Source organism: Sphingomonas qilianensis, from assembly GCF_039614825.1.
Taxonomy (GTDB): Bacteria; Pseudomonadota; Alphaproteobacteria; order Sphingomonadales; family Sphingomonadaceae; genus Sphingomonas; species Sphingomonas qilianensis.
This window is the reverse complement of the sequence record NZ_JBDIMF010000003.1, coordinates 116,291-139,447: the sequence shown is the minus strand read 5'-3', so window position 1 is coordinate 139,447 and position 23,157 is coordinate 116,291. Positions and strand designations below refer to the sequence as shown.

Genomic DNA, 23,157 nt, shown 5'->3' with positions numbered 1-23,157 from the left:
TCTACGCGATAAACTCGATATAAGGGCCGGGGTATTCCCCGGCCCTTTCTTTATAGGACTTACCAGATGACAAGCCGATCGGCCGCGGAGGCTGAAGCAATCGCACGCGTTGAACATGCCGCCGACGCTGGTGACGTGGACGCCGTGATGCGTCTGGCGACATGGCGGCTGCTCGGTGCGCCGCTGCGCCGTGACCTGCATCTGGCACGTGCGTTGCTGGCACGCGCCGTGGCCATCGGTCATGTCGATGCGGCGCTGATGGAAGTCGCGCTCACTGCCAATGGCTCCGGCGCGGCGCCCGATTGGCCGGCGGCGCTCGCCCTGCTTCGCATTGCCGCGGCAAACGACTCAGTGGCCGCCGAGCATCTCGCACTCTTGCAGGCAATGGATATCGATGATGACGGTCGCCCACGTCACCTGCCAAGACCAGAGCGGCTGAGCGGGTCGCCGGATGTCGTGCGCTATCCCGCGCTGCTCACGCCACAGGAGTGCGCACACATCGCGGGCATTGCCGCTGACATGCTGGAGCCGGCCACCGTGCTTGATCCCGTCAAGGGCACCCCGATCGCCCATCCCGTGCGCACCTCTCACGGAACGGTGATCGGCCCCGCCAAGGAAACGCTCCCGGTGCGCGCCGTCAACCACCGGCTCGCGGCAATTAGCGGCACGGCCACCGAACAGGGCGAGCCGCTGGCAGTCTTGCGATACACCCCCGGGCAACAATATCGCCCGCATCTCGACACGATCGCAGGCGCGCCTAACCAGCGCGTCAAAACCGTCTTAGTCTATCTCAATCAGGGCTTTGTCGGCGGCGAGACGCGCTTTCTGGCCAATGGCCTGACGGTGTCGGCGCGCGGCGGCGATGCCATCGTGTTCAGCAATGTGTTGGCCAACGGCCAGCCCGACCGCCGCGCCGAACATGCCGGCTTGCCCGTCATCCAGGGCGCCAAATGGCTGGCCACCCGGTGGATCCGCGCCGCGCCTTACGATCCCTGGAATGCCGCTGCAGTACAAGCCTAGATCCAGTACCGATCGAACCGGCTACCCAGCCCGGTGAGCAGTTCATACTGGCTCATGCCGGATTTCCGGGCGGCATCCGGCAATGCATAATCCAGCGCCACCCAATCGCCTTCGCTGAGCGCGCGCCCCGACACGTCCAGCGCGACCAGATCCATCGACACACGGCCGATTACGGGGAAGCGCCCGCCCTCGCCTGAGCCGGCATCCGAAAAGCCGCGCCAGTAGCCATCGGCATAGCCCAAATTGAGGATCGCCACGTCGGTGTCTCGCGGCGCAGTCCAGGTGGCGTTGTAGCCCACTGTCGCCCCCGCCGCGACGCGCCGCCGCTGCAGGACTTGCGCTTGCGGGGTCACCACCTGCGTGATCGCGCCGGCAAACGCCGCACGCGGGATGCCGCCGTACAATGCCAGCCCCGGCCGCGTCAGATCGAAGGCATAGTCTGCCCCCAAGCCGATCCCGGCGGAGTTAGCGAGGCTCAGCCGCCGCGCGCTCGAGCGCCTCGCGAGCCCGGCAAATGCCGCCAATTGCCGCTGGTTCAGCGCGTGATCCTCGTCAGCGCATGCCAGATGGCTCATCAGCGTTTCGATCTGCAGCTCCTCAAGCAACGCCAGTTCGTCGACCGACAGGCCGAGTCGGTTCATGCCGGTATCGATCATCACGTCGCACGCGCCCCCGCCCGCTGCTTTCCAGCGCGCGACCTGCACCGCACTGTTAAGCACCGGGCGGGCGATGCCGGACAGGGCTACATCCATATCCTCCGCCCGCACGCCGTGCAGCACCGATACCGGCAAGTTCAGCGGTGCCAGCGCCGCCGCCTCTGCCCAGGTCGCGACGAAGAAATCGCGGCACCCGGCATCGGCCAGCCGGATCGCCACGCCGACCGCGCCCAGCCCGTAGCCATCGGCCTTGATCGCCGCGCCGCACGCAGCCGGCCCGCTCATGCGGGCGAGCGCGCGCCAATTGTCGGTCAGGGCTTGGCCATCGAGGCGGAGGCGTAAGGGTGCAGTCACGCCGCTGCGGTTAGCGCCCCCCGCACCGCCGCGCTAGTCGGCGCGTGTCGGGCGCACGTTGTCCAGCCCCACCAGGGTCACCACCAAGGCCATCGCCACCACCACCCAGGTGTACCACAAACCGGCATAGGGATCGCCGCTGCGCGCCACGATATACTGGCTGATAAACGGCAGAAATCCGCCGAAATAGCCCGTGCCGATATGATAGGGGATCGACATCGAGCTGTAGCGGATGCGTGGCGGAAACATTTCCGCCAACAACGCCGCCACCGGGCCATATGTCACACCGGACAGCGCACCCAGCACTAGGATGGCGAGCAGGATCACCGCGATGTTGAGCGGCGCGGGCACGACCTTGTCGAGATTATAGCCCGCCGCGGTCAGCGCGGCATCCAGGCCGGCCGGCGTGGTGTCGCTCACCGCCAGCCCACCGATCCGCACCACGGTCGCCGGGGTCTGTTCCTTGGTATATTCCACCCCGCGCTTGGAGAAGTGATCCAGCAGCTGGCCGCAGCGGTCGGTCTGCTGTGCCGCGAACGGATCATAAGCGCAGGACGGGCCGGACACGATCACCGGCGCGCGTTTGGCAGCCTCGGCCAAGGCCGGGTTGGCCGCGCTGCCCATCGCCCAGAATACCGGGAACAGCAGCACCAGGGTCGCGGCATAGCCGATCACGATGGGCGTCTTGCGCCCGACCCGGTCGGACAGTCGCCCGAACAAGACGAACCAGAACAATCCCGAGGCGGCGCCCGCGCCGACGATCAATTGCGCCGCGGTTTCCTGCACGCGCATCGTCGTCTGCAGAAAGGAGAGGACGGTGAACATCGCGGTATACCAGATCACCGTCAGCCCGGCGGCAATGCCGAACAAGGCGACGAACAAGCGCTTGAGATTGCCGGGATAGGTAAAGCTTTCGGTAAAGGGATTTTTCGCCGTTTCGCCGGCTTGCTTCATCGCCTTGAACACCGGGCTCTCGGAGAGCTTCAGCCGCATATAAAGCGATACGGCGAGCAGAAGCAGCGAGAACAGGAACGGCAGCCGCCAGCCCCAGCTATCCCATAGGCCCACTGGCAACAGCGCCTTGGTGATGAGCACGACGGCCAGGCTGAGGATGAACCCGCCGACCACGCTGGCCTGAATGAAGCTGGTGAAATAACCCGCGCGGCCCGGCGGCGAATGCTCCGCAACGTAAATTGCGGCGCCGCCATATTCGCCTCCCAGGGCGAGGCCCTGCAGGATGCGCAGGAAGATCAGGATCAACGGCGCGGCGAGGCCGATCGACGCGGCGGAGGGCACCAGCCCCATCCCCGCGGTGGCAATGCCCATCAGTGTGATGGTCACCAGGAACGTGTATTTGCGCCCCCATTTGTCGCCAAGAAAGCCGAACAGCACCGCGCCCAGCGGGCGGAAGCCAAAGCCGACGGCAAAGCCCGCCCAGGCGAATAGCGTCTGCAACAGTTCGGAGCCGCCAGGGAAGAAAGTGCGCCCGATGATCCCGGATGCCGCCAGCGTGCCGTAAATGAAGAAATCATACCATTCGAACACGGTACCGAGCGACGAGGCGGTGATGACCAGCTGGATCTGCTTGCGCGTCGGTGGTTTGGCAACGTCCAGCCCAATCTCGTTCGTCGCCTGCATCACCGTCATGCATCATCTCCCCTGCTGATCAGGTTTAACGCGCTGGTGGGGGCGGGCAAGCCGGCATTACCGTCACGACATTATACCGTCGGCTCGGCGTCCGCCTGGCCAAGATTGATATTGTCGTACAGCGCGAGCAGCGCATTGACCTCGGCGATCACCGTTTCCTGCTCGGCGCGCCAACGGGCGGTGGCGTCGTCGAGCGGTACCCCGTCCCGGCCATCGTGCAGCGTGTAGCCGTGATCGATCAACCAGATCGTGTCCGCCGCGCGCGAACGCTGACGCCGCAGATGGAATACCCACTGCTCGATTATGCCCGACGGTACTAAGCGGTCCAGATCACCCATATGCTCGCCTAGCCGAGCGGTCGGCATCGCGCCACCGTGCATCGCTTATTTGCCCCCCAACAGGCGGATGATGCCAGAAAAATCGACTCTGCCTTGACCCGCCGCGGCAAAGCGCTCGTACAATTCGGCGGCCCTCGCGCCCATTGGCGTCTCGGCCCCGGCGCCCTGCGCCGCTTCCATCGCCAGGCGCAGATCCTTCAGCATCAGCGCGGTAGCAAAACCGCCCTGATAATCGTGATCGGCAGGCGTATCGGGGCCGACACCTGGAAGCGGCGCATAGGACGTCATCGACCAGCTTTGCCCGGACGAAACACTGGAAATATCGAAGAATTTCTGCGCATCCAGCCCCAATTTCTGCGCCAGCAGGAACGCTTCGCACGTTCCTACCATAGTAACCCCGAGCAGCATGTTGTTGACGATCTTTGCCGCCTGCCCGCTGCCATTGGTGCCCGCGTGGATCACCGCCTTGCCCATATCGGCGAGAAACGGCCGCGCACGGTCGAACGCGTCGGCACTGCCACCGACCATGAAGGTCAGCGTCCCGGCATTGGCGGCGGCGATGCCCCCCGAAACGGGTGCGTCGACCACAGCAAAACCCTTGGCCTGCGCCGCTTCCGCGACACGCTTGGCGGTGGCGACGTCGATCGTCGAGCAATCGATCAGGATCGCTGACAGGGGCGCTGCGGCGAACACGGCGTCGCTGTAGACGCTCTCCACCTGCGTGCCGGCCGGCAGCATGGTGATCACCGCCTCCGCGCCTTCGAGCGCGTCGATTGCGCTCGCGGCCGGCAGGCACCCGCCCTGTTCCGCTCGCGCCAGCGCTTCGGCGGACAGATCGAAGGCGCGGACGTCATGCCCCTTCTGCGCCAGATTGGCGGCCATCCCGCCGCCCATATTGCCCAGCCCGATAAAGGCGATGCGTGCCATGTCTCTCTCCCAAATTCTTATCTGCTGCCCATACCGTCATCCCAGCAAAAGCTGGGATCTTTGTGGGGCAGGTGCCGCGACCACCCCATCGAGACCCAGCTGTCGCTGGGGTGACGGCTGTGACGAACCTACTTCCCCGTCCACACGCCCGGGCGCTTCTCGACGAACGCCGCCATGCCTTCCTTCTGGTCCGCCGTGCCAAACAAACCGTGAAACAGGCGCCGTTCGAACTGCACGCCCATGCTGAGCCCGGTCTCGAATGCGGCGTCGACCATTTCCTTGTTCGCCTTCACGGCCAGCGGCGCCATCCCGGCGATGGTCGTCGCGGTCTTCACGGCATCCTCGATCAGGTCCGCCGCCGCCACGATGCGCGATACCAGCCCGGCGCGCTCCGCCTCGGCGGCGTCCATCAGCCGCCCGGTCAGGCACATTTCCATCGCCTTCGCCTTGCCGATCGCGCGGGTCAGCCGCTGTGATCCGCCCATGCCGGGCGACACCGCGAGCTTGATCTCGGGCTGGCCGAACTTGGCGGTATCGGCGGCGAGGATGAAGTCGCACATCATCGCCAGCTCGCAACCGCCGCCCAGCGCATAGCCCGCCACCGCCGCGATGATCGGCTTGCGCGTGCGGGTCAGCATTTCGTAGCCCGAGAAATGGTTGCTGCCATACATTTCGGCGAACCCTTGCGTCTGCATCTCCTTAATGTCCGCGCCGGCGGCAAAAGCCTTCTCGCTGCCGGTCAGCACGGCGCAGCCCTGGCTGTTATCCGCATCGAAGGCGGCCAGCGCCGTGAGCAGATCGGCCAGCACCTGCGCGTTCAGCGCGTTGAGCGCCTGCGAGCGATTAAGCGTGATCAGCGTGACGGGCCCGCGCTGTTCGACGAGGATGGTTTCGTAGTTCATGATCTTCTCCAAATGCGTCAGTTCAGGCCGGCGTCCAGGCCTCGGCATCGGGCAACGGCGCGAAGATCTGGTCGATCACATGATCGCTCACGTCCTCGGGCGCCGCGGACTGCCAGCGCGGCGCATGATCCTTGTCGACGATCACCGCGCGTACGCCTTCGAGGAAATCATGCCGCTGCACGATATGCGCGCCAAGCGCATATTCCTGCCGCATCTCATCCTCGAACGTCGCCATCTGCCGCCCCTCGTGCAGCAGCCGCAGCGACACTTTCATGCTCTGCGGCGATTTGCTCCGGAGCGTGGCCAGCTGCTCGGCAGCCCAAGCGCCCTCATCAGCCGCCAGCGCGGCGAAAATGTCCTCCAGCGCCTCCGCCGCAAACAGCCGATCGATCGCCGCGCGCTGCGCCAGGATAGGCGCGTCCGGCGCGGGCGTCGCCAGGTCGTTGAGAACAGCCGCGATATCCTGCGGTGCCGCCGCAATCTGCCGCTTGGCCTCCTCCAGATGCTCGCTGCGCAGGTAATGCGTCGCCAGCCCCAGCGCCAGACACTCCGCGCCATCCAGCCGATGCCCGGTCAGCGCCAGATACTGCCCGGTGCGCCCGGGCAGCCGCGACAGATACCAGCCCCCGCCGACATCGGGGAACAGCCCGATCCCCGTTTCCGGCATGGCGAATTTGGTATTCTCGGTCGCCACCCGGAAATCGCACGGCAGCGAAATGCCGACCCCGCCGCCCATCGTGATCCCGTCCATGAACGCCACGGTCGGCTTGGCATAGGTGAACAGGCGGTGGTTGAGCCGATATTCGACATGGAAAAACGCGCGCGCTTCCGCCCCGTCCTTGGCGCCGGAGTCCGCCAGCATGCGAATATCGCCCCCGGCGCAAAAGCCGCGGCCCTCGGCATGATCGACCATGATCGCAGCAATCGCCGGATCGGTCGCCCAGCCGTCCAGCGCCGCCAGCATCGTCCCGCACATCGCCGTATTCAGCGCATGGATCGCCTTGGGCCGATTGAGCCGGACACGGCCCAGCGCGCCATCGATGGAGGTGAGGACATCGCTCATTGCCGCGTCAACTCGCGCCCGACGATCATGCGCATGATCTGATTGGTCCCCTCCAGGATCGAATGCACGCGCAGGTCGCGCCAGAAGCGTTCGATCGGATAATCCTGCAGATAGCCATAGCCGCCATGCAGCTGCAGCGCGCGATCGACCACGGAGGATCCCGTGTCGGTCGCCAATCGCTTGGCCATTGCGGCAAAGCGCGTCTTGTCCGGTGCATTGTCCGTCACCTTGGCCGCGGCGACATAGAGCAGCGCCCGCGCCGCCTCCAATTCCGTCGCCATGTCCGCCAGCATGAACTGCGTGTTCTGAAAATCGGCAATCGCGGTGCCGAACTGCTTGCGATCCTTGGTATATTGGATCGATTCGTCAAGGCAGCGTTGCGCGCCGCCCAGCGAACAGGCGCCGATGTTCAGCCGCCCGCCATCCAGCCCCATCATGGCGATGCGAAACCCCTCGCCCTCCGCGCCGACCAGATTCTCCGCCGGCACGCGCACATCCTCGAAGATCACCTGCCGCGTCGGCTGCGCATGCCAGCCGAGCTTGCGCTCGTTGGCGCCGAAGCTGACCCCCGGCATGTCCTTTTCGATCACCAGGCAGGAAATGCCCTTCGGCCCCTCCTCGCCGGTGCGCACCATCGTGACATAGACTTCATTCTCGCCCGCGCCGGAGATGAACTGCTTGCTGCCGCTGACGATATAATGATCGCCCCCCGCATCGGTGCCGCGCACCCCCTTGGTCTTGAGCGCCGCCGCATCCGAGCCCGACGACGGTTCGGTCAGGCAATAGCTCGCCATGCGCTCCATCGTCACCAGATCGGGCAGATATTTGCCTTTCACCGTGGTCGCGCCGAAGCGATCGATCATCCAGGCGGCCATATTATGGATGCTGATGAACGCCGAGGTGGCGGGGCAGCCATAAGCCATCGCCTCCATGATCAACGCCGCCTCGAGCCGCCCCAGCGCGATGCCGCCGCTCTCCTCGGAGACGTAGATCGAGGCGAAGCCCAGCTCGGCTGCCGCCTTGATCGTGTCTTTGGGGAAAATATGCTTCTCGTCCCATTCCGCGGCATGCGGGGTGATGCGATCGGCCGTGAAGCGGCGCGCCAGATCCTGGATCTCGCGCTGGTCGTCGGTAAGGTCGAACTGATTGGTCATGGTCATCTCGTCTGGAGGTCAGCAGCGCTCGTAGCGATAGCTTTGGCCGCCGGGTTCGGTGCGCTGCAGCACAGTGTTGGCCGCGGTCAGCGCGAGCTGGTCGCGGCGCGGCGCGGGCGCATCCTTGCCGGTAAAGGTCAGGTCGGCCACGACCTGGTAGCGCGATGGCCCGGCGATCACCTTGGCATCGGCGCTGGCGGTGTAAAAGGTAAGGTTGCTGCCGCGGATCACCAGCAGCCCCTTGGTGTCGCTGCGCGCGACATCGCAATCGGCCGGGGTCAGCCCCCACCGCCCTTCGAACATCGGCGGCAACTGGCCGGGCTTCACCACGACGCTGTCGTCGCTCACCGGCAGGCCGCGCAGCACATTGCCATCGGCCGCCTGCTGCGCCTGATCGACGGCCACTTCGGCCTGCGCGTCATTCACCTCCGGTGCCGTGTCGGCGCAGGCGGCGATCGCGAGCACCGGCACCAGGCACATCAAATTCACAAAGCGCATTCTCATCCTTTCGCAGCGTTACGACGGCGTAACGCTTCGGCACCGGCAACGCTCCAGATCATCTCAGCCGCACTTTGCATAGACGTATGATCCGGCCGGTTCTTCCTCGCTGCGCGAAAGCCGGCGGCCCCCTGCGCTAAGATCGAATACTGTCCGGCTCTGCCAATTTTGCCCCTCGCCGCTGAACGACAGATCGGCGGCGATCCGCGTCGGCGACGATACGGTGAGCGCGGCGATAGTGCCCCGCGATTCATAGAAGCGGATCGCGTCGGCGGTGATCGTGATCAGCCCCTTATTATCGTCGCGCGCCGGGTCGCAATCGGCGGCATTCATGCCCCAGCGCCCGCGAAACGCCGCCGGAAACGTGCGCGGCTTGTCCTTGGCGGCTACCGACGGTGCAGGCGTCGGCGCGGCCTCGGGGGGCTGCGTCACTTCAACCGCATTCTCCTCCGAGACCACGGTGACATCGTCCGCTGGCGCAGGCTCCCCGACCGCCTCGTTGCCCGCCTCGTTGCCCGCCTCGTTGCCCGCCTCGGGCGCGCTCGGCCCGGAACAGGCGGCAAGCGCGATGAGCAGGCCGAGACCGATGGCTCCGCGCATCACCACGTCAGCCCATCGTCGGGATGACGAAGGCATTGGCGCCGTCGCCGACGCCGCCATCCGGCCAGCGCTGCGTGATCGTCTTGACCTTGGTCCAGAACTTCACCCCCTCCATGCCATGCTGATTGGTGTCGCCAAAGGCCGATCGCTTCCACCCGCCGAAGGTGTGATAGGCCACCGGCACCGGGATCGGCACGTTGATGCCCACCATGCCGACATTCACCCGCGCCGCGAATTCGCGCGCGGCATGGCCGTTGCGCGTGAAGATGGCGACGCCGTTGCCATATTGATGGTCGCTCGGCAGCCGCACCGCTTCCTCGAAATCGGCGGCGCGGACGATCTGCAGCACGGGCCCGAAAATCTCTTCCTTATAGGCCTGCATGTCGGGCGTAACGTGATCGAAGAGGCTCGGGCCGATGAAGAAGCCCTGCTCATGACCCTGCAATTCGAACCCGCGGCCATCGACCACCAGTTCCGCGCCTTCGTCGATGCCAGTCTGGATCCAGTTCTCCACCCGCTGCTTGTGCGCCGCATTCACTACCGGCCCGTAATGCGCCTCGCTGTCGGTCGAAATACCCACACGCAGCGCGGCGATCGCCGGAATCAGTTTCTCGCGCAGCGCGATGGCCGTCTTCTCGCCGACCGGCACGACCACCGGGAGCGCCATGCAGCGCTCGCCGGCCGAGCCGAATGCCGCGCCCGACAGATCGGCAACGACCTGATCGAGATCGGCATCGGGCATGACGATGCCGTGATTCTTGGCCCCGCCCATCGCCTGCACGCGCTTGCCCGCAGCCACGCCGCGCCGATACACGTAATGCGCGATATCGGACGAGCCGACAAAGCTCACGGCGGAGATCGCCGGATGATCGAGGATGGCATCGACCATTTCCTTGTCGCCATGCACGACCTGCAGGATGCCCTCCGGCAACCCGGCCTCGAGAAACAGCTCGCCCAGCCGCACCGGCACCGATGGATCACGTTCCGACGGCTTGAGGATGAAGGCATTGCCCGTGGCGATCGCCACGCCCGACATCCACAACGGGATCATGCCCGGGAAATTGAACGGCGTGATGCCAGCCCCGATGCCGAGCGGCTGACGCATCGAATAGACGTCGATGCCGGGGCCGGCGCCTTGGGTATATTCGCCCTTCAGCACGTGCGGGATGCCGCAGCAGAATTCGATGACTTCCAGCCCGCGCTGAATATCGCCCTTCGAATCCGCGATCACCTTGCCGTGTTCGGAGCTTAGCAGATGCGCCAGCTCGTCCATGTTCTGCTCGACCAGCGCCTTGAAGTTGAACATCACGCGCGCGCGGCGCTGCGGGTTGGTCGCTGCCCAGCCCGGCTGGGCCTTGAGCGCCGCGGCCACCGCCTGGTCAAGCAATGCCTGATCGCCGAGCTGCACCGTCGCCTGGATCTGGCCGGTATTGGGGTCGAACACGTCGCCGGTGCGGCCGCCGCCGCCGCCGGCATACCCCGCGATCAGATGGTCGATGACGCGCATTTCACTCTCCGATTTTTGTTGCCGCCCCTATCCCACCGCCAAGAGGCGCAAGCAAGCGTTGCAACTTGTCCGGCGGGATTGTCGCACACCCCCGATCGGTGGCACTGATCGGCGATGACCGATCTCGATACCGTGCGGCAGATGGATGCCGCCGACCCGCTCGCGGCATTCCGCCAGCGCTTTCTCCTGCCCGAGGGGCAGATCTATCTCGACGGCAATTCGCTCGGCGCCTTGCCGCGCGACACGCCCGCGCGCGTCGCCGACACGGTGGCGCGCGAATGGGGCGAGGGCCTGGTCGGCAGCTGGAACAGCGCCGACTGGATCGGCGCACCACAGCGCATCGGCGCCAAGATCGCGCGGGTCATCGGCGCGGCGCCGCAGGAAGTGCTGGTGGCGGATTCCACCTCGGTCAATCTCTTCAAGCTGCTGGTCGCAGCAATCGGCGCGCGCCCCGGCCGTCATGTCATCCTCACCGAGCCGGGCAATTTCCCCACCGATCTGTATATCGCGCAAGGCGTGGCGGCGCTGCTGCCAAGGGTCGACGTGCGCACGGTGCCGCGCGCCGACATCGTGGCCGCGATCGATCCCGACACCGCCGTCGTGCTGCTCACCCACGTCCATTATAAAAGCGGTGCGCTGTTCGATATGGCGGCGATCACCAGGGCGGCGCACGATCACGGCGCGCTGGCGCTATGGGATCTCAGTCACAGCGTCGGCGCGGTCGAGCTCGATCTGACGGCCGCGAACGCCGATCTGGCCATCGGCTGCGGCTACAAATATCTCAACGGCGGCCCCGGTGCGCCCGCCTTCCTTTATGTTGCCGCGCGCCATCAGGCGACGTTGCGTTCGCCGCTCACCGGCTGGATGGGGCATGCCGCGCCGTTCGACTTCGGCGATGATTATGCCGCCGGTGCCGGGGTGAACCGATTCCTCTGCGGCACACCGCCAATCCTCGGCATGGCGGCGCTGGAGGTCGGCGTCGATCTCTGGCTCGAGGCGGATCGCGCCGCGCTCTTCCAGAAATCGCGCGCACTATGCTCGTTATTCATCGAACTCGTCGAACAACGCTGCGCGGGGTTGGGCCTCACACTGGCGTCCCCTGCGGCAGCGGATGCACGCGGCAGCCACGTCTCCTTTGCGCACGCCGACGGGTATCCGGTCATGCAGGCGCTGATCGCGCGCGGCGTGATCGGCGATTTCCGCGCACCCGACGTCCTGCGCTTCGGCTTCACGCCATTGTACATTGGGTACGAAGACGTCTGGCGCGCCGTGGAGATATTACGCGACGTGCTCGACAGCGGCAGCTGGGACACGCCCGCATTCCGCGCGCGGGCGGCGGTGACGTAACCACCGCCCGGCACCGATCGAGGACGTTTAGCGCCCGATCGAGCTGTACGCGAATCCGGCCCGCTCGACATCCGACGGCGGATAGATGTTGCGCAGATCGACCATCACCGGCGCGTTCATTGCCGCCGCCACGCGCTTGAGATCCAGCGCGCGATACACGTCCCATTCGGTGACGATAACGACGGCATCGGCGCCCGCCACCGCTTCATAGGCATCGCCGCAATAGGTGATATCGGGCATCATCGCCTTGGCCGGCTCCATGCCCTCGGGGTCATGCGCCTGCACCTTGACGCCGGCATCGATCAGGCTCTGCACGATCGACAGGCTCGGCGCATCGCGCATGTCGTCGGTATTGGGCTTGAACGTCAGGCCGAGCATGGCGACCGTCTTGCCCTTGACGCCGTCGCTGCCGATGCCGCCGAGCGCCTTGATCACCTTGCGGCCCATCGCGCGCTTGCGATTGTCGTTCACCCGCACCACCGCCTCGACGATGTGCACCGGCGTATCGTAATCTTCCGAGGTCTTGAGCAGGGCCAGCGTGTCCTTGGGGAAACACGAACCGCCATAGCCCGGGCCGGCATGGAGGAATTTGGAGCCAATGCGATTGTCGAGCCCAATGCCGCGGCTGACATCCTGCACGTTGGCGCCGACCGCTTCGCATAGATCGGCGATTTCGTTGATGAAGGTGATCTTGGTCGCGAGAAACGCGTTCGCCGCATATTTGATCAGTTCGGAGGTGCGCCGGCCGGTGAACAGGATCGGGCTGTGATTGAGATGGAGCGGCCGATACACGTCCCGCATCACCTGCATCGCGCGCTCGTCCTCGGTGCCGATGACAATGCGGTCGGGGCGTTTGAAATCGCCGATCGCAGCGCCTTCGCGCAGGAATTCAGGGTTGGACACGACCGCAATCTCATGGCCCGTATTGGCCTCGGCCATGATCTCTTCGACCTTGTCGCCCGTGCCCACCGGCACGGTCGATTTGGTCACGATCACGATCGGCCCGGTCACCGCCTCCGCGATCTCCTTGCTGGCGGCGAACACGTAACTAAGATCCGCATGGCCGTCCCCTCGACGTGATGGGGTGCCCACCGCAATAAACACCGCATCCGCGCCAGCCACCGCGCTCTTAAGATCGGTGGTAAAGGTTAGCCGGCCAGCGGCGACGTTGGTTTCCACCAGCTTATCGAGCCCCGGCTCGAAGATCGGCATCTTGCCCGCTTCGAGCGCAGCGATCTTGCTCGCGTCCTTGTCGACGCAGATTACGTCATGCCCGAAATCAGAGAAACAGGCGCCAGAAACGAGGCCGACATAGCCCGAACCGATCATTGTGATTCGCATAGAAGATTATCCTAGAGAAAGCGGCTTCAGCGCAGCAGATCGACGGCGAAGGCGCGCACCGATTCGCCGATATCGTCACGGCCCAGCGCGACCGCCAGATTGGCCTGCACATAGCCCGCCTTGTCACCGCAATCATAGCGTGTACCGTCAAAGGTCAGGCCGTGGAACGGCTGATCGCCGATCATCCGCGCCATCGCGTCGGTCAGCTGGATCTCGCCACCCGCCCCTTTCCCTTGCGTTTCCAGCACGCGCATCACTTCGGGCTGCAGGATGTACCGGCCGATCACCGCCAGATTGGAGGGCGACGTGCCCTGTTTGGGCTTCTCGACCAGCCCTTTCACCTCGGTCAGCGCGCCGTTGCGCGCGCCCGGCGTGATGATGCCGTATTTGTCGGTGGCATCGTCGGCGACCTCCATCGCGCAGATCATGTTGCCGCCGGTCTGGTTATAGGCATCGACCATCTGCTTGAGGCAGCCTGGCTTGCCCATCATGAAATCGTCGGCCAGCAACACGGCGAACGGCTCGTCACCGATAATGTCCCGCGCGCACCACACGGCGTGGCCCAGCCCCATCGGCTCCTGCTGCCGCACATAGGCAACGGCACCGGGCTTCAATCGCGTGCTGTCCAGCACGTCGAGCGACTTGCCGCGATTGGTCATCGTTGCTTCGAGCTCATAGGCAATGTCGAAATGGTCCTCGATGGCGGATTTGCCGCGCCCGGTAACGAAGATCATCTGCTCGATGCCCGCCTCGATCGCTTCGTCCACCGCACACTGGATCAGCGGGCGATCGACCACGGGAAGCATTTCCTTCGGCATCGCCTTGGTGGCGGGCAGAAACCGGGTGCCCAGGCCGCCCACGGGAAATACGGCTTTTCGCAAACGCCTGATCATCAAAACACCCTCGAAAATTGTGCACTGCACCTATCGGTTTCGCGATTGCTAAACAAGGAGTAACCATGGTGAACGCGCGTCACGATCAACGTTCGCGCGGTCAGCTATAAACGTCGCGCACGGTCTCCATCGCCACAAAGGTCGAAGTACTCGCCACGTGCGGCAGGCTGGAGATCTTTTCACCCAGCACAATCCGATAGCGCCGGATGTCCGAGGTGCGCACCTTGAGCAAATAATCGAAACTGCTGGCGATCATATGGCATTCCTCGACTTCGGGAATGCGCCGTACCGCAGCGTTGAAGTCGTCCAGCGCCGCCTCGCGCGTGTCGGACAGTTTGACCTCGGTGAAGGCAACGTGGTCCATACCCAGTTTGGCAGGATCGATGATCGCGCGGAAACCGCGGATATACCCGTCCTCGATCAGCCGCCGCAGCCGCACCTGCGTGGGCGTCTTGGACAGGCCTACGTGCGCCGCCAGATCGGTTACCGTTATCCGGCCGTCGTCGATCAGCGCCTGAAGGATGGCGCGGTCGAACCGATCTATATCGCCGCCCTGATCAGTCACTTTGGCTGTCATGACCGTCAATTGAAGTCGAAATGTCCTGCAGGTCAAGCTGATTTGGGCGGATTGCCGGCCCGACCCGCCTTATACGTTGGACAGTCACTGACGTTGTCCAAGGTTGATCATGCCCCCTCTGCCCTTCGCCGATTTCGCCCCGCCGCTGCGCCTGCCCGATCCGCTGCGCCGCGCCATTACGGCTGCCGCTCGCGTGCCGGAAACCGAATGTGTGCCAAAATTGGTCACCGCGGCGTCGATCTCCCCGGAATTGCGCGCGCAGGCGGCAAACACCGCGCGTCATCTGATCGAACTACTCCGCGCGGCGCCGCAGCGCGGCGGGGTGCAGGCGCTGGTGCAGGAATATGCGCTGTCCAGTCAGGAAGGCGTCGCGCTGATGTGCCTCGCCGAAGCGTTGCTCCGCATCCCGGATACGGCGACGCGCGACGCGCTGATCCGCGACAAGATCGCCGGTGGCGATTGGGCATCGCATCTCGGCGACGGCCGCTCGCTGTTCGTCAACGCAGCGACCTGGGGGCTGGTCGTGACGGGCAAGCTGACCAATAGCGCCGACGATCGCGGGCTCGGCCACGCGCTTACCCGCCTGGTCGCGCGCGTCGGCGAACCGGTGATCCGCCGCGGCGTGGATATCGCGATGCGCATGATGGGCGAACAGTTCGTCACCGGGCAGACGATAGACGAGGCGCTCAAGCGCGCGCGTGACCGCGAAGCGCGCGGCTATGCCTTTTCCTATGACATGCTCGGCGAAGCGGCGACCACCGCGGCCGACGCGGCGCGCTATCTTGGCGATTACGAACGCGCGATCCACGCCATCGGTCAGGCCTCGGCCGGGCGCGGCATCTTTGCCGGCCCCGGCATCTCGATCAAACTCTCCGCGCTGCATCCGCGCTATGCCCGGTCGCAACAGACGCGCGTGATGGCGGAATTGCTGCCCCGCGTGCGCGATCTGGCGATCCTCGCACGCGGCTATGATATCGGCTTCAATATCGACGCCGAGGAAGCCGATCGGCTCGAACTGTCGCTCGATATCCTGCAGTCGCTGGCGGAAGATCCGGCGCTCGCCGGATGGGCGGGGCTGGGCTTCGTCGTGCAGGCTTACGGCAAGCGCTGCCCGATGGTGATCGATTGGATCATCGCGCTGGCGCGGGCGAACCAGCGGCGGATCATGGTCCGGCTGGTCAAGGGCGCCTATTGGGATGCCGAGATCAAGCGCGCGCAGGTCGATGGCCTGGCCGATTATCCGGTCTACACGCGCAAGATCTACACCGACGTCGCCTATATCGCCTGCGCGCGGAAGCTGCTGGCGGCCAAGGATGCCGTCTTCCCGCAATTCGCCACGCATAATGCCCAGACGCTCGCGACGATCCACACGCTCGCCGGCCCCGATTTCGCGATCGGCGATTATGAATTCCAGTGCCTCCACGGCATGGGCGAGCCGCTTTACGATCAGGTCGTCGGCGCGGACAAACTCAACCGCCCGTGCCGCGTTTATGCGCCGGTCGGCACGCACGAGACGTTGCTTGCCTATCTTGTCCGCCGCCTGCTCGAAAACGGTGCCAACTCGTCGTTCGTCAACCAGATCGGCGATCCCGACGTGCCGATCGCCGAGCTGATCGCCGATCCGGTCGAACGTGTCGCCGCGATGCGCATCCTCGGCCAGCCGCACGAGCAGATCGCGCAGCCTGCCGCCATCTATGGCGCGCGGCGCAATTCCGCCGGGCTGGATCTCAACGACGAGGCCACGCTCACCATGCTCGGCGAGGCGCTCGCCGACAGTGCCCGGCGCGATTGGACGGCGGGCGTCGGCGACTCGCGCCCGGTGCTAAACCCGGCGGATCATCGCGATGTCGTCGGCCATGTCGCCGACGCCACCAAGGACGCCGCGCGCGCCGCCGTCGACGTGGCCGTGTCCGCCGCAGAGGATTGGGCGGCCGTGCCCGTCGCCATCCGCGCCGCCTGCCTGGAGCGGGCCGCCGATTTGCTCGAACAGCGCATGCCGGTATTGCTCGGCCTGATCATCCGCGAGGCGGGCAAGTCCGCCGCGAACGCCATCGCCGAGGTCCGCGAAGCGGTCGATTTCCTGCGCTATTATGCCGCCCAGGCGCGCCAGACGCTCGGCCGCGGCGTGCCGCTCGGCCCGATCGTGTGCATCAGCCCATGGAACTTCCCGCTCGCCATCTTCACCGGCCAGGTTGCCGCCGCCCTGGTCGCGGGCAATCCGGTGCTGGCCAAGCCGGCCGAGGAAACCCCGCTGATCGCCGCCGAGGCAGTGCGCCTGCTCCACGAAGCCGGCGTACCGCGCGACGTGCTCCAGCTCGTGCCCGGCGCAGGGGAGGTCGGTGCCACGTTGGTCGGTGCCGATGCCACCGCCGGCGTGATGTTCACCGGCTCCACCGAGGTCGCGCGGCTGATCCAGCGCCAGCTCGCCGGGCGGCTGTCTGCGGAGGGCACGCCGATCCCGTTGATCGCCGAAACCGGCGGGCAGAATGCCATGATCGTCGATTCTTCGGCGCTCGCCGAGCAGGTCGTCGCCGATGTCATCGCCTCCGCCTTCGATAGCGCGGGCCAGCGGTGCTCGGCGCTGCGGCTGCTCTGCCTGCAGGACGATATCGCCGATCGCACGCTGGCGATGCTCAAGGGCGCGGTGGCCGAGCTCTCGGTCGGCGTGACCGACAAGTTGCGCGTCGATATCGGCCCGGTCATCACGGCAGAGGCGCGCGACGGCATCGAGGCGCATATCGCCGCGATGCGCGCGGCCGGGCACGCCGTGACGCAGACCCCGCTGGGCCGCGAAACCGCCCGCGGCACCTTCGTCGCGCCGACCATCATCGAGCTCGATCGCATCGACGCGCTCCGGCGCGAAGTGTTCGGCCCGGTGCTGCATGTCGTGCGCTTCAGGAGCGGCGAACTGGATGCGCTGATCGAGGCGATCAACGCCACCGGCTACGGCCTGACCTTTGGCCTGCACACCCGGCTCGATGCCACGGTCGAGCGCGTGACGAAAAAGGTCGCGGCGGGCAATCTGTACGTCAATCGCAACATCATCGGCGCAGTCGTCGGCGTGCAGCCGTTCGGCGGGCGTGGCCTGTCGGGCACTGGCCCCAAGGCCGGCGGACCGCTCTATCTCTCGAAACTCGTCGCGGCCTCCAGCTGGGATGGCGGCGCGGCCACCGGCACCGGCGATCCCGCGCTGATCGCGTTTGCCGCCTGGCTGATCGGGCAGCGCGGCGACGCCCGGACCGCCGCTACGGTCAGCGCCCTCGCGCGGCGCTCGCGGCTCGGGCAGGAAGCAGAGCTGCCCGGGCCGGTCGGCGAACGCAATCTCTACGGCTATCATCCGCGCGGTCGCGTCGCGGTGCTGGCGCAGAGCGAGGAAGGGCTGCGGCGACAGATCGGCGCCGTCCTGGCGACCGGCAACCATGCGGTGGTGATCGGTGGTCCGGTGGCCACCGCGCCGATCGATCTGCCGGCAATCGTCGGCTCGCGCATCGACTGGTCGCATCACAGCCTGGCGGATGCGCCCGATCTCGCCGCCGCGCTGATCGAGGGCGATGCCGCGGACATCGCTGCCGCGGCGCGCATACTGGCGGCGCGCCCGGGCGCGATCGTCTCGCTGCAGGCGGAAGGGCCGCAGGGTTATGTGCTCGATTGGCTGCTGGAGGAAGTGTCGGTATCGATCAACACCACCGCGGCGGGCGGCAATGCCAGCTTGATGGCGCTGGCGTAGCGCCAGAACGAGCCCCTCTCCTGCTGGGGAGGGGCTTTGAACGATGCGCCCGACTGCCAAATACATTTCTGCCAAATATATTTTTATCCCCATCAGCCACTTGCCGCGTTGGCGCGTTAGCGCAGCCGGGAAACGCCGAACGTCGCATCGGCGCCGGCTGCGGGAGGACAGACGCTGGACGAGATTGCCGGATGGGTCGCGCCGATCGCGACGATGATCGCCGCGATGATGACCGCCGCCAACCTAGGCGCGCGCGTCACCGGCTGGGGCTTTGTCGTGTTCACCATTGGCTCGGTGTGCTGGTCGATCGTCGGCCTGTCCTCCGGCCAGACCAATTTGCTCGCCACCAATATCTTCCTGACCGTGGTCAACCTCGTCGGCATCTGGCGCTGGCTGGGGCGGCAGCGCGCCTATGAGGACGGGGCCAAATCGGCGCAGGAAGCCAGCCGCCGCTGCGCCGCGCCCAATCTGTTCACTGCCGGCGGCATCCCCGGCATGGCCGTAGAAGACGCGAGCGGCAACACGATCGGCAAAGCCGTCGAGGCGCTGATCGAATGCCGCACCGGCACGCTCAGCTACGTCGTCGTCGCCAGCGGCGGCGTCGGCGGCGTGGCCGAAGAGCTGCGCGCCGTGCCGCATGACGCGATCAGCATCGGCCATGATCGGATCGTGCTGCAGCTTCCCGCCCCCGCCTTTGCTGCGCTTCCGCCGCTCGCCACCGGCGATTGGCCCGCCGCCGCCCCTTCCGTGAAAGACGCCGCCGCATGAACCTCGCTTACCTTGCCACGCGCATCGCGCAGACGCTGGCAACTGACGATCTGGTCTTTCTCGCCGACGATGAGCAACAGGCGGATGCCTTGGCCGGCGCGCTGGCCGCGATCCTGCCGTTGCACAGCGTGTTCTTCATCCCCTCCAGCGATACGTTGCCGGGGGATGTCACCCCCGCTTCCCCCGCCAATGCCGGCCGCCGCGTGGCCGCGCTGCGCGCGCTGCGCCTGGCGCAGCAGCAGCCGGATCGCCCGCGGCTGGTCTGCATCCTGAGCGGCGAAGCCGCGGCGCGGCGCTATCCGCATCCCAAGGCGCTCGACACCGCGCCGCCTGCGCTCACCATCGGCCAGCCGATCGATACCGATACGTTCGCCACCACGCTGGAGGCGCTCGGCTATTTCGCTGATGACCGCGTCGACGAACCCGGCGAGATGGCGGTGCGCGGCGAAGTGATCGATATCTTCCCGGCCGATGCCGGGCTGCCCGCGCGCATCGATGTTGCCGATGGCCAGATCACCGCGATCCGCTCCTATGATCCGGTCACCCAGCGTACCGTCGCCGAGCTGGACATCCTGGAGATCGGCCGCGCCGCCGAACCGCCGCTGGCTGAAGCGACGCCATTCCTCGCCCATCTCAGCCCCGCGCTTCTTGCTTTGTCCGATCAGGCTGACAAACGCCGCCAACGCTTCATCCAGCTGGCCGATGACGCCGTCGGCGGCGGCGGTGCAGCGATCGATGCGATTGACGACAAGGCCTGGAAGGCCGCGCTCAAGAAATGGCGCACGATCCAGTTCGACGACGAGGTCGTCGCCATCCCGCATTTCGCCGAGCAGCGCAGCCCGCTTGCCGCCTTCGTGCGCTTCACCAAACCATTGCTCGACACCCGCGCGCTGCTGCTCGCCGGCAGCCAGCGCGACATCCGCTTCCTGCGCGGCAAGGTCGCCAAGCGGCTCGGACTGGAGCTCACCGAGCTGAGCGATTGGGCCGGCATCACCGCGCTCACCCCGGGCAGCGCCGCCACGATCGACATGCCGGTCGATGCCGGCTTCGTCGATGACGCATACATCGTGATCGCCGCCGCCGATCTGCTCGGCAGCCGCGCCATGCTGGGCGACACGCCCGCCAGCGTCGGCAACCCGTGGTCGGCTGGCACCGAGATCCGCCTCGGCGACGTCGTGATCCACGAAGATCATGGCGTGGCGCTGGTATCGGGGCTGGAGCCCGCGCCGCTGGCGGATAACGACACCGGCGAGATGATTGCGCTGCAATATGCCGGTGGCGCGCGCCGCCTGGTGGCGATCGACGATGCCGATCGCCTGTGGCGCTATGGCGCCGATCCCGATGCCGTGACGCTCGACAAGCTCGACGGCTCCTCCTGGCTCAAACGCCGCGGCGATATCGATGCCTCGATTGCGGAAAGCGCACGGGGCCTGGCGGCGCTCGCCGCGGCGCGCGCCGTGCTGGAGGCGCCCGTTCTCTCGCCCGATCCTGCCGCTTACGAAAAGTTCGCCAACGGCTTCCCGTTCAATGAAACGGCGGATCAGGCGCGGGCGATCGGCGCGGTGCGGGATGATCTGGCGAGCGGCAAACCGATGGACCGGCTGATCGTTGGTGATGTCGGCTATGGCAAGACCGAGGTCGCGCTGCGTGCCGCTGCCTTTGCCGCGCTCGCCGGATACCAGGTGGTGATCGCCGCGCCCACCACCGTGCTGGTGCGCCAGCATCTCGAAAGCTTCCGCCGCCGCTTCAAGAAATCGGGCATCACCGTCGCCGGGCTGTCGCGCTTGTCCAGCGCGGCCGAGAAAAAGGCGACCAAGGCCGGGCTCGCGGACGGCTCGATCCAGATCGTCATCGGCACGGGCGCGGTGATGGCCAAGGGCGTGAGCTATGCCAGGCTCGGGCTCGTGGTGATCGATGAGGAACAGCGTTTCGGCGCCGCCGACAAGGCGCGGCTGCGTGGCTCGGGCGAGGTCCATCTGCTGACGCTCAGCGCCACGCCGATCCCGCGCACGCTGCAAATGGCCTTGGTCGGGCTGCAACAGATCTCGATCATCGCCACGCCCCCGGCGCGCCGCCAGCCCATTCGCACCAGCGTCGATCATTATGACGACATACGCATCCGCACTGCCTTGCAGCGCGAAAAGGGGCGCGGCGGGCAAAGCTTCGTGGTCGTGCCGCGGATCGAGGACATGGCGACGATCGGCGACAAGTTGCGCCGCCTCGTGCCCGATCTCTCGCTGGTCGAGGCGCATGGCAAGATGCCCGCGACCGACATCGACGATGTCATGGTCAGCTTTGCCGAGGGGCGCGGCGATATCCTGCTGGCCACCAACATCATCGAGGCGGGGCTCGATGTGCCGCGCGCCAACACGATGATCGTGTGGCGCGCCGATCGCTTCGGGCTGGCGCAGCTGCACCAATTGCGCGGCCGCGTCGGGCGCGGCAATCGGCGCGGGCAGGTCATGCTGCTGACTCAGGAGGCCGACGGCATCGGCGAACGCACGCTGAAACGCCTGCGCACACTGGCGACGTTCGATCGGCTCGGTGCCGGATTTGACATCAGCGCGCAGGATCTCGACATGCGCGGCGCGGGCGATCTGCTTGGCGAAACGCAGGCGGGGCACACCAAGCTGATCGGCATCGATCTGTACCAGCATCTGCTCGGTGCGGCGCTGCGCCACGCGCGCGGCGAGGATGTCGAGCGCTGGACCCCGGAGCTGAACCTTGGAACAGCCGGCGCATTGCCCGACAGCTGGATTCCGGAACCCGATATCCGCTTGTCGCTATACGTGCGGCTGGCGCGCATTGCCGATGAGATCGAGCTCGAATCGTTCGAAGCGGAACTGGTCGATCGCTTCGGCCCGCCCCCCGCCGATGCAGAGGCGCTGCTCGCCCGCGCGCGGCTGCGCCTCGCCGCGCGCGGCGCCAAGGTGCAGCGCATCGATGCCGGCGCGGCGGCGATCGCGCTCACCCCGCGGCGCGATTTCTCTGCCGACAGCAAGGCGGCAGGGCTGACCGAAAAGAACGGGCGGCTGCTGCTGGCTGAGCAGACCGACGAGACCGGGCGCGTCGAGCGCGTCCAGGCGCTGCTGGAGGAGTTGGCGGCGTGATGCGCGGTCTCGATTTCAGCTCCTGGCAAAGCGTGCTCGCCACGGTTCTCGGCCTTGCGCTGTTCACGCTGATCGGCGTGGGCACGCGGCTGCTGATGATGATGACCATCCAGCAGCGCCGCGAGCGCATGAACCGCCAGATCAACGAGCGGCTGCGCACGCTGATCGCCGCGTACAAGACCCTGGGCGGCTCGTTCACCGGCAATCTCACGGTCGATCCACGTCATTTGCGCGATACGCGTCAGCAGCCTGAAAGCGAGACGCCAGCGATTGATTTCAGCGCCGCGGGATCGGATCGCACGCGGCGGATCCGTGACGCGGTGGAGGCGGCATTGTCCGATGTGATCCTGCTCGGCACCGAGGAGCATGTCCGGCTGGCGCAGCGCGCCGTGCTGGAGCTGGTCGCCGGCCATCCCGTCCATACCCACGATCTGGTCGTCGCGTTGCGCGCGTTTGTGCGCGAGGCGCTGGGGCTTGATCCGATCCCCGCCGATGTCGTGATCCCGATGCAGGGCCCGACGCGCCCGGCCGGCGGCGCTGGCGGGCGCGACAAGGGGAAGGATGGCGGCCAGGGCGGCGGGCAAGGCGGCGGCGGTGGCGGCATGGGCGGTGGCGGCGGCATGGGCGGTGGCGGCGGCATGGGCAGCGGCGACGGGTCTTTGCAAAACACCACTCATCCCGCCAGCTAGTTTTTCGGGGGCCGCCATCCTCCGCTCCTGACGCAAGGT

19 protein-coding genes are annotated in these 23,157 nt (G+C 66.3%); 6 read left to right on the top strand and 13 right to left on the bottom strand.

Annotation, left to right across the window (positions count from 1 at the left end; translation table 11 throughout):
- The first annotated feature begins 66 nt into the window (after positions 1-66).
- Entirely contained in the window at positions 67-1,020 is a 954-nt protein-coding gene (locus ABC969_RS09430; RefSeq protein WP_345864436.1) for a prolyl hydroxylase family protein, read from the top strand.
- On the opposite strand, the gene ABC969_RS09425 is transcribed toward ABC969_RS09430, so the two are convergent.
- The 10 genes from ABC969_RS09425 to ABC969_RS09380 form a co-directional block, all read right to left on the bottom strand.
- On the bottom strand, positions 1,017-2,030 hold the full coding sequence (locus tag ABC969_RS09425) for an alanine racemase (protein ID WP_345864435.1): 1,014 nt from the start codon (positions 2,028-2,030) through the stop codon (positions 1,017-1,019). The two genes, ABC969_RS09430 and ABC969_RS09425, sit on opposite strands and share 4 nt — an antisense overlap.
- Positions 2,031-2,063: 33 nt before the next feature.
- A complete protein-coding gene (locus ABC969_RS09420) occupies positions 2,064-3,668 on the bottom strand; it encodes an MFS transporter (protein ID WP_345864632.1) in 1,605 nt (534 codons plus the stop codon).
- Positions 3,669-3,748: 80 nt separating this feature from the next.
- The gene (locus ABC969_RS09415) at positions 3,749-4,015 is read right to left on the bottom strand and encodes a hypothetical protein (RefSeq protein WP_345864434.1); all 267 of its coding nucleotides are present in this window, start codon (positions 4,013-4,015) and stop codon (positions 3,749-3,751) included.
- Between the two features lie 45 nt (positions 4,016-4,060).
- The gene (gene mmsB / locus ABC969_RS09410; RefSeq protein WP_345864433.1) at positions 4,061-4,942 is read right to left on the bottom strand and encodes a 3-hydroxyisobutyrate dehydrogenase; all 882 of its coding nucleotides are present in this window, start codon (positions 4,940-4,942) and stop codon (positions 4,061-4,063) included.
- A gap of 128 nt (positions 4,943-5,070) precedes the next feature.
- On the bottom strand, positions 5,071-5,844 hold the full coding sequence (locus ABC969_RS09405; protein WP_345864432.1) for an enoyl-CoA hydratase: 774 nt from the start codon (positions 5,842-5,844) through the stop codon (positions 5,071-5,073).
- A gap of 22 nt (positions 5,845-5,866) precedes the next feature.
- On the bottom strand, positions 5,867-6,907 hold the full coding sequence (locus ABC969_RS09400) for an enoyl-CoA hydratase/isomerase family protein (protein WP_345864431.1): 1,041 nt from the start codon (positions 6,905-6,907) through the stop codon (positions 5,867-5,869).
- Positions 6,904-8,061, bottom strand: coding sequence for an acyl-CoA dehydrogenase family protein (locus tag ABC969_RS09395; RefSeq protein ID WP_345864430.1), 1,158 nt, complete (start codon positions 8,059-8,061; stop codon positions 6,904-6,906). The genes ABC969_RS09400 and ABC969_RS09395 overlap by 4 nt, the downstream gene beginning before the upstream one ends.
- A gap of 18 nt (positions 8,062-8,079) precedes the next feature.
- A complete protein-coding gene (locus ABC969_RS09390; RefSeq protein WP_345864429.1) occupies positions 8,080-8,559 on the bottom strand; it encodes a hypothetical protein in 480 nt (159 codons plus the stop codon).
- Positions 8,560-8,622: 63 nt separating this feature from the next.
- Positions 8,623-9,159, bottom strand: coding sequence for a hypothetical protein (locus ABC969_RS09385; protein WP_345864428.1), 537 nt, complete (start codon positions 9,157-9,159; stop codon positions 8,623-8,625).
- A 7-nt stretch (positions 9,160-9,166) separates the two neighbouring features.
- Positions 9,167-10,666: a CoA-acylating methylmalonate-semialdehyde dehydrogenase gene (locus tag ABC969_RS09380; RefSeq protein ID WP_345864427.1), complete on the bottom strand. Its 1,500-nt coding sequence runs from the start codon at positions 10,664-10,666 to the stop codon at positions 9,167-9,169.
- A gap of 114 nt (positions 10,667-10,780) precedes the next feature.
- Here ABC969_RS09380 and kynU point away from each other — a divergent pair, with 114 nt between their 5' ends.
- Positions 10,781-12,013 carry a kynureninase gene (gene kynU / locus ABC969_RS09375; RefSeq protein ID WP_345864426.1) on the top strand — a complete coding sequence of 411 codons (1,233 nt, stop codon included), beginning with the start codon at positions 10,781-10,783 and terminating at the stop codon, positions 12,011-12,013.
- 27 nt (positions 12,014-12,040) lie between these two features.
- On the opposite strand, the gene ABC969_RS09370 is transcribed toward kynU, so the two are convergent.
- From ABC969_RS09370 to ABC969_RS09360, 3 genes are all read right to left on the bottom strand, one after another.
- Positions 12,041-13,354, bottom strand: a complete 1,314-nt coding sequence (locus ABC969_RS09370; RefSeq protein ID WP_345864425.1) for a UDP-glucose dehydrogenase family protein — start codon at positions 13,352-13,354, stop codon at positions 12,041-12,043.
- Positions 13,355-13,380: 26 nt separating this feature from the next.
- Positions 13,381-14,247, bottom strand: a complete 867-nt coding sequence (gene galU, locus ABC969_RS09365; protein WP_380807732.1) for a UTP--glucose-1-phosphate uridylyltransferase GalU — start codon at positions 14,245-14,247, stop codon at positions 13,381-13,383.
- Positions 14,248-14,347: 100 nt separating this feature from the next.
- Positions 14,348-14,824 (bottom strand): Lrp/AsnC family transcriptional regulator, encoded by a 477-nt coding sequence (locus ABC969_RS09360; protein WP_345864423.1) that lies wholly within the window; start codon positions 14,822-14,824, stop codon positions 14,348-14,350.
- Positions 14,825-14,933: 109 nt separating this feature from the next.
- On the opposite strand from ABC969_RS09360, the gene putA reads away from it, so the two are divergent.
- The 4 genes from putA (at position 14,934) to ABC969_RS09340 (ending at position 23,118) form a co-directional block, all read left to right on the top strand.
- The gene (gene putA, locus ABC969_RS09355) at positions 14,934-18,551 is read left to right on the top strand and encodes a trifunctional transcriptional regulator/proline dehydrogenase/L-glutamate gamma-semialdehyde dehydrogenase (protein ID WP_345864422.1); all 3,618 of its coding nucleotides are present in this window, start codon (positions 14,934-14,936) and stop codon (positions 18,549-18,551) included.
- Positions 18,552-18,764: 213 nt separating this feature from the next.
- Entirely contained in the window at positions 18,765-19,319 is a 555-nt protein-coding gene (locus ABC969_RS09350; protein ID WP_345864421.1) for a PRC-barrel domain-containing protein, read from the top strand.
- Positions 19,316-22,429 carry a helicase-related protein gene (locus tag ABC969_RS09345; RefSeq protein ID WP_345864420.1) on the top strand — a complete coding sequence of 1,038 codons (3,114 nt, stop codon included), beginning with the start codon at positions 19,316-19,318 and terminating at the stop codon, positions 22,427-22,429. The genes ABC969_RS09350 and ABC969_RS09345 overlap by 4 nt, the downstream gene beginning before the upstream one ends.
- Positions 22,429-23,118, top strand: a complete 690-nt coding sequence (locus ABC969_RS09340) for a hypothetical protein (RefSeq protein WP_345864630.1) — start codon at positions 22,429-22,431, stop codon at positions 23,116-23,118. The genes ABC969_RS09345 and ABC969_RS09340 overlap by 1 nt, the downstream gene beginning before the upstream one ends.
- Positions 23,119-23,157: the final 39 nt, after the last annotated feature.

Excerpts from the sequence above, each read along its gene's own strand:
- ABC969_RS09430 (WP_345864436.1), top strand. The coding sequence starts at position 67 with ATGACAAGCCGATCGGCCGCGGAGGCTGAAGCAATCGCACGCGTTGAA.
- ABC969_RS09420 (WP_345864632.1), bottom strand. The coding sequence starts at position 3,668 with ATGCAGGCGACGAACGAGATTGGGCTGGACGTTGCCAAACCACCGACG.
- ABC969_RS09415 (WP_345864434.1), bottom strand. The coding sequence starts at position 4,015 with ATGGGTGATCTGGACCGCTTAGTACCGTCGGGCATAATCGAGCAGTGG.
- mmsB (WP_345864433.1), bottom strand. The coding sequence starts at position 4,942 with ATGGCACGCATCGCCTTTATCGGGCTGGGCAATATGGGCGGCGGGATG.
- ABC969_RS09405 (WP_345864432.1), bottom strand. The coding sequence starts at position 5,844 with ATGAACTACGAAACCATCCTCGTCGAACAGCGCGGGCCCGTCACGCTG.
- ABC969_RS09400 (WP_345864431.1), bottom strand. The coding sequence starts at position 6,907 with ATGAGCGATGTCCTCACCTCCATCGATGGCGCGCTGGGCCGTGTCCGG.
- ABC969_RS09395 (WP_345864430.1), bottom strand. The coding sequence starts at position 8,061 with ATGACCAATCAGTTCGACCTTACCGACGACCAGCGCGAGATCCAGGAT.
- ABC969_RS09390 (WP_345864429.1), bottom strand. The coding sequence starts at position 8,559 with ATGCGCTTTGTGAATTTGATGTGCCTGGTGCCGGTGCTCGCGATCGCC.
- ABC969_RS09385 (WP_345864428.1), bottom strand. The coding sequence starts at position 9,159 with ATGCGCGGAGCCATCGGTCTCGGCCTGCTCATCGCGCTTGCCGCCTGT.
- ABC969_RS09380 (WP_345864427.1), bottom strand. The coding sequence starts at position 10,666 with ATGCGCGTCATCGACCATCTGATCGCGGGGTATGCCGGCGGCGGCGGC.
- kynU (WP_345864426.1), top strand. The coding sequence starts at position 10,781 with ATGACCGATCTCGATACCGTGCGGCAGATGGATGCCGCCGACCCGCTC.
- ABC969_RS09370 (WP_345864425.1), bottom strand. The coding sequence starts at position 13,354 with ATGCGAATCACAATGATCGGTTCGGGCTATGTCGGCCTCGTTTCTGGC.
- galU (WP_380807732.1), bottom strand. The coding sequence starts at position 14,247 with ATGATCAGGCGTTTGCGAAAAGCCGTATTTCCCGTGGGCGGCCTGGGC.
- ABC969_RS09360 (WP_345864423.1), bottom strand. The coding sequence starts at position 14,824 with ATGACAGCCAAAGTGACTGATCAGGGCGGCGATATAGATCGGTTCGAC.
- putA (WP_345864422.1), top strand. The coding sequence starts at position 14,934 with ATGCCCCCTCTGCCCTTCGCCGATTTCGCCCCGCCGCTGCGCCTGCCC.
- ABC969_RS09350 (WP_345864421.1), top strand. The coding sequence starts at position 18,765 with ATGATCGCCGCGATGATGACCGCCGCCAACCTAGGCGCGCGCGTCACC.
- ABC969_RS09345 (WP_345864420.1), top strand. The coding sequence starts at position 19,316 with ATGAACCTCGCTTACCTTGCCACGCGCATCGCGCAGACGCTGGCAACT.
- ABC969_RS09340 (WP_345864630.1), top strand. The coding sequence starts at position 22,429 with ATGCGCGGTCTCGATTTCAGCTCCTGGCAAAGCGTGCTCGCCACGGTT.